Source organism: SAR324 cluster bacterium (assembly GCA_029245725.1).
Classification (GTDB): domain Bacteria; phylum SAR324; class SAR324; order SAR324; family NAC60-12; genus JCVI-SCAAA005.
In genome coordinates this window covers 1-5,251 of the sequence record JAQWOT010000065.1, presented here as the reverse complement: position 1 = coordinate 5,251, position 5,251 = coordinate 1, and the positions used below count along the sequence as shown (strand labels likewise).

General features: G+C 50.6%; 4 protein-coding genes and 2 pseudogenes. 2 read left to right on the top strand and 4 right to left on the bottom strand.

The window, feature by feature from the left end; all coding sequences use genetic code 11:
- Both P8O70_02970 and P8O70_02965 read left to right on the top strand, forming a co-directional pair.
- Positions 1 to 1,282: acetolactate synthase large subunit (locus P8O70_02970; GenBank protein MDG2195844.1), on the top strand; the 1,282-nt coding region annotated here is incomplete at its 5' end.
- A 54-nt stretch (positions 1,283 to 1,336) separates the two neighbouring features.
- Positions 1,337 to 1,513, top strand: a complete 177-nt coding sequence (locus P8O70_02965) for a hypothetical protein (GenBank protein ID MDG2195843.1) — start codon at positions 1,337 to 1,339, stop codon at positions 1,511 to 1,513.
- Positions 1,514 to 1,522: 9 nt separating this feature from the next.
- Here P8O70_02965 and P8O70_02960 read toward each other — a convergent pair.
- From P8O70_02960 to P8O70_02945, 4 genes and pseudogenes are all read right to left on the bottom strand, one after another.
- Positions 1,523 to 2,403 (bottom strand): annotated as a pseudogene (locus tag P8O70_02960) (aldo/keto reductase).
- 293 nt (positions 2,404 to 2,696) lie between these two features.
- Positions 2,697 to 2,978, bottom strand: a complete 282-nt coding sequence (locus P8O70_02955) for a hypothetical protein (GenBank protein MDG2195842.1) — start codon at positions 2,976 to 2,978, stop codon at positions 2,697 to 2,699.
- Between the two features lie 67 nt (positions 2,979 to 3,045).
- Positions 3,046 to 3,999: an FAD-binding oxidoreductase gene (locus P8O70_02950; GenBank protein MDG2195841.1), complete on the bottom strand. Its 954-nt coding sequence runs from the start codon at positions 3,997 to 3,999 to the stop codon at positions 3,046 to 3,048.
- Between the two features lie 70 nt (positions 4,000 to 4,069).
- Positions 4,070 to 5,083, bottom strand: a pseudogene (locus tag P8O70_02945) (zinc-binding alcohol dehydrogenase family protein).
- Between the last annotated feature and the right edge of the window lie 168 nt (positions 5,084 to 5,251).

Sequence of the window (5,251 nt, the reverse complement as noted above, 5' to 3'; positions counted from 1 at the left end):
CACACCGATGGTCAACGTCATCGGGGAACACGCTACCTACCACATCGAGCATGATGCTCCCCTAAATGCAGATATCGAAGGAATTGCACGGCCCATGTCGGACTGGGTGAAAACTGCTCGCAATCCTACGGAGGTGGCTGCCACGACAGCTCAAGCGATCGCTGAAGCACAGAAGGCTCCCGGCTGCATCGCCTCACTGGTCCTGCCAGCAGATGCTGCGTGGCAAGATGCTGGTGAATTCAAGCAAGCTCCTCCAGTACCTGCCGTTCGAGCTGTCAGGAAAGTATCGAAGAAAGCGCTGGAACATTGTGCCCGGGTTATTCGTAAGGAAGAAGACGTCTTGATCCTCCTCGGTGGAAAGACCCTGCGTGAATCATCCTTGGAGTGGGCTGGGAAGTTGGTGAGTCACTCTGGAGTCAGCCTGATGACCGAGTTTGCTGCCGCTCGAATCCAAAGAGGGGTAGGAAAAGTGCACGTTCCCCGGATGCCATATGTTGTCGACGTCGCTCTCGATGCGACCAAGCGTTTCAAGCATGCGATTCTGGTCAACACCAAGCCACCGGTCGCCTTCTTTGCTTACCCCAACAAGCCCAGCTTACTGCTGTCCGAGGATTGTCAGATCCATACACTGGCGACAGTCCCCGAGGATGGTCCACAAGCGCTCGTCGATCTTGCAAAAATGCTGGGTGCTGAGAATGCAGAAATCCAGCGCCAACCGTCCGATCTTCCTGAGATACCATCTGGAAAGCTGGACAGCGATACGATCTCGGCGGTAGTCGCAAACGTACTACCCGAAGGAGCAATCGTCAGTGATGAGTCGATCAGCATGGGTCGCAATCTGCTGGATTTCACCAAGGGTTGTCCTCCCCATGACTGGCTCTTCATCACCGGTGGATCAATCGGTCAGGGTATGCCCTTAGCAACGGGAGCTGCGGTAGCCTGTCGGGATCGTCCAGTGCTTAGTCTATCTGGAGATGGCAGCGCTATGTACACGTTACAATCACTCTGGACCCAGGCCCGTGAGCAATTGAATGTGACCACGGTGATTTATGCCAATCGCAGCTACGCTATTCTCCATGGTGAACTTCGTAATGTCGGCGCTCAGCCAGGAAAAAATACCCGTCGACTCTTTGACTTGGAAAATCCCTACTTGAACTGGGTGGAGATGGCAGCGGGAATGGGCGTGGAAGGCGTCCGTGTGGAAACGGCTGAAGAACTTCAACAGGCGATGAATCATGGATTCTCTGCACCGGGCCCCTATCTGATTGAGGCGATCTGTTGACTGACCCAGCCAGTTGGGATGTAGCTGTTTGCCTGTTCAAGCAACGAGTCACCCTTGCGTGATCTTTTCAGAGCCTTGTGGGTAGTTGCTCTGATCCTGGTCGGTCTGGTTGCCCCCTTTTTCCTTTGGCAACAACTGGCCCCAGATTCTTATGAAGAATTCTGGCTGAAGAGTGTCTCTCCAATGAGCAGGGACACTCGGAACGAGATCTTGCGTCAGCGGGGCCAGTGATAGTTTACCTCAAGCTTCTGGTGGACAGATTTCATCAATTCTACGCAGGGTCTCTGCATCCAACTCGCAGTCGAAGGCCACGACATTCAACCTGGCTTGTTCCGGGGATTTCATTCCAGGAATGGGGCAGGTGACCGCAGGATTGGCCAGCACAAACTGCAATGCCAAATCAAGCATGCTCTGCTCAGGAGTCACCAACTCCCTCAGCTGCGTCACTTTCTCTAACTCACCAAGAAACTTTGCTCGTTGATCCCCATCCGGATTCCACTTCTGACGAACCGAATCCGTGAAACGAGTCTCTGGGCCAAACTTGTCCGCCAACAGACCTTGCGCAATTGGACCACGCAACAGCACTCCAATGTTGTTTTGTAGGCAATAGGGCAGGATGTCCTTTTCTGCGCTTCTGCTCAATACCGAATAATCAATCTGGCAGGCAGCGCAGTTCTCTGCCACGTTGATGGCCTTCAGAGCTTCCAAATCATTTGTTGAAATCGCATAATGACGAATTTTCCCCTGCTGCTTGAGCAACTCAAAAGCCTCCACAAAGATTTCTGGGTTTTCTGGAGTCCCGACATGGCACTGGTAGAGATCAATGTATCGGTGCCGAGTCGATACAAGCTGGCATGGCAGCAATTGATGATGCTGTGAATGGTTTTCAACCCTACCGGATCCCCAACCCTTCTGCCCCAATTGCCAACCTTGGTCGCAATGAAGACTTTGTCGCGCTTGTTCTGTAAAGCCTTGCCCGTGTAGAACTCGCTCTGCCCAAGACCATAGGAATCTGCAGTATCAAACAGGTTGACGCCTACCTCGATGGCTGCCTCAATCGTACGGATCACCTGTGCTTCTTCGATGGGACCCCACTGCCCCCCGATTCCCCAACAACCCATGGAAATCGAACTCACCTCGTACCCTGTCTTGCCCAGTTTTCGGTATTTCATTTATCTGCCTTACTCAAGAGTGAGATTGATTCATTTTAGGAAAATTAAGATACTCTCCTGAGTGCATATCTACTATCAAATTGAATTTAAACTTCTTGTTGAGATTTTTTTGAGGAAAACCCTTCACCCACCACTGACGTAGTCCTTCCAATCCCAGTTGGCACGGGGTCTCAGACTGCGTTGAATCCAAATCAATTTGCAAATTGGTTAGATTAGATCAGAGGCAATTTTGGCAGCTCTCACTAACGGGAACGGAGGGCCCGCCAGTGATCACCAAGTTGCATTTTACGGTAGGACGATTCAACAGCGAAGGGTCCGAGGAAGCCACCATTCCAGGGAAAGCCGAAGGGTTCAAAAGCATGCCAGCGCTCTGATATACCACAGAGTCCTTCTGCTACGAGTCGAGCTCCGATAGGTGCTGTGTTGACACCATGTCCCCCGAAGCTGGTGCAGGCCCAGAGATCTTTTTCGAGTGATCCAATTGTGGCATCATATGCTCTGCGTAACCCATCAAGCCGGACCACGAATACTCGACAGGAATGGAACCAGATTCATCAACCAACTGGGGGTAGACGCTAGCTAAATCACGACTCATTTTTTCAGAGATACGGGTTGAGTTGACCTCTCCAAAGGCAGTGATGTCTCCATCCCACAATAGGCGATCTCCCTTAACAATCCGATAGTAATTGCCAGCACGACGCCCATCTGAAATGCCATCGGTTGTCCGGATAGCCTGTTGGAGTTTCTTACCGAGTGGTCGGGTGACGACAACATAGGTCGTGATCGGCAAAACTTGGTACGCAGCTTGGCAAACTCTTTTCCTCCATAGCCGCCACAGCAGAAGACCAGATGCTTGCAACGCACAGTTCCTTGCTGATTTGTCACTTCCCAGCCAGATGAGGTCCGTTGGAACTGCTTCATCAAGGTTTCTTCATAGATTGGCACACTTTGTTTTTGCAAAGCTTCTCCAAGCAACAGGCAGAGTTCCAAGGCATCGAAATGAAAACCCTTTGGATCACACCAGGCCTGGTAGTACTGGGAGGTATCCAGCAGACCCTTGACCATGTCAGAGTCGAGGAACTCCAACTGGTAACCAAAATCCTTGTCCATTCTCTCTTGTGTCCTCAGTAAACCGTCTGCGTTGCTGTAAGTGGAGGGATGAAGAATACCGGAAGTGTAAGAAACATCCGCAGTGGTCAACACATCCTTGACAATCTGACAGCCCTCATGAGAGAGATCAAACAGAGCCTTGGCCTTGACAAGTCCCACCCGCTCCTCAATTTGTGCTTCCCGGCACGCCCAACCTGGGCTACAAAAGCCACCATGTCTACCAGAAGCGCCCGCTCCAATTCGGCGAGCTTCAATGATCAGGGCTGGGCGATTGCGTTCTGTTAGTTCCTTAGCGAGAAACAGACCCGCCAAGCCTGCTCCCACAATGCAGACATCGGTCTCTACTGAACCAGAGAGAGGCTCTCCGACAGGCTGACGCTCCGCCGGAGCTTCGTACCAAGTAGATTGGCTTTCAAAGGCAAGTGGTGCTGACATTTTTTGGTGAGAGAATGCTGGAGTTTTGCTCTTGGATTTGGGAAGTGGACTTGTTGGTTCTGAAATTAAATCAGAATCCCTCGAGAACGATCTTACCCCGGGTCGTTTTGCTCTCAAGTTGGGCATGAACCTTTTTGAGATTGGCAGCGTTGATTTTACCAATAACTTCGGTCGCAGTAGAACGAATCTTTCCAGCTTCCACAAGATCAGCAACTTGATTCAGTAGAGTACGTTGCTCTTCGATATCCGGAGTGCTAAAGAGTGGTCGGGTGAACATCAGTTCCCAATGGAGTGAGATGGATTTCATCTTCAGTGGCTTCGCATCCAATGTTGGAGGATCATCGATCAGACCAAAACGGCCCTGTGGGGCAATCAGTTCAACAATGTCATTGTAGTGAAGATCCGTTTATGTAGTGGAAAATACAAATCCTGGCTTACCCAATCCCAATGCCTCAATCTGTGAAGCCAGAGACTGACTGTGATTAATCAAATGATGGGCCCCTGAATCGATGCCCCACTGTTTTGTCCTTGGGCGAGAGGCAGTAGCGATAATTGTCAAATCAGTCATTGCCCTCAAGAGTTGCAAGGTGATCGAACCAACACCCCCAGCTCCGCCAATCACTAGGATCAACTTACCACCTTCTACCGTTGGGCGTTGCACCTCCAGTCGGTCAAACAACATCTCCCAGGCTGTAATTGCTGTTAGCGGCAATGCTGCTGCCTCAGAATCACTCAGGTTTGCTGGCTTTCTACCAACAATCCGCTCATCTACCAAATGGAATTCGCTATTGGTCCCAGGTCGGTTGATGACCCCCGCGTAAAAAACTTCATCTCCTACTTTGAAGTACTCCACCTCAGGCCCAATCACGTTGACAACTCCTACCGCGTCATACCCTAGGATCTCCCAGCTATCCGGTTGTGGTTGACGGTTGACCCGAACCTTTGTGTCGACAGGATTGACAGAAACCGCCTTGATCTCAACCAGCAGATCTCTTCCATGTGCTACAGGTTTTCCCAGAGTGATATCTTGCAGTGCATCTTGCCGTTCAATCGGTCCGGGTTGTTGAAAACCAACTGCTTTCATGCGGTTCTCCAATTCTGAAGTGAATTATCTCTTGGTCGAGAAAAATGGGGGGTTGCCCAAAAAGTTTAGCCGAACTTCACCATGCCCACAAAAAAGGGCATTTCAGTTTGCAGCACCATTTTTGATTTCTCAAGCATGGCTATCGTACTCTCTTATCAAAAAATTGGA

Coding starts and splice junctions, on each gene's coding strand:
- P8O70_02950 (MDG2195841.1), bottom strand. CDS start 3,999: ATGTCAGCACCACTTGCCTTTGAAAGCCAATCTACTTGGTACGAAGCT.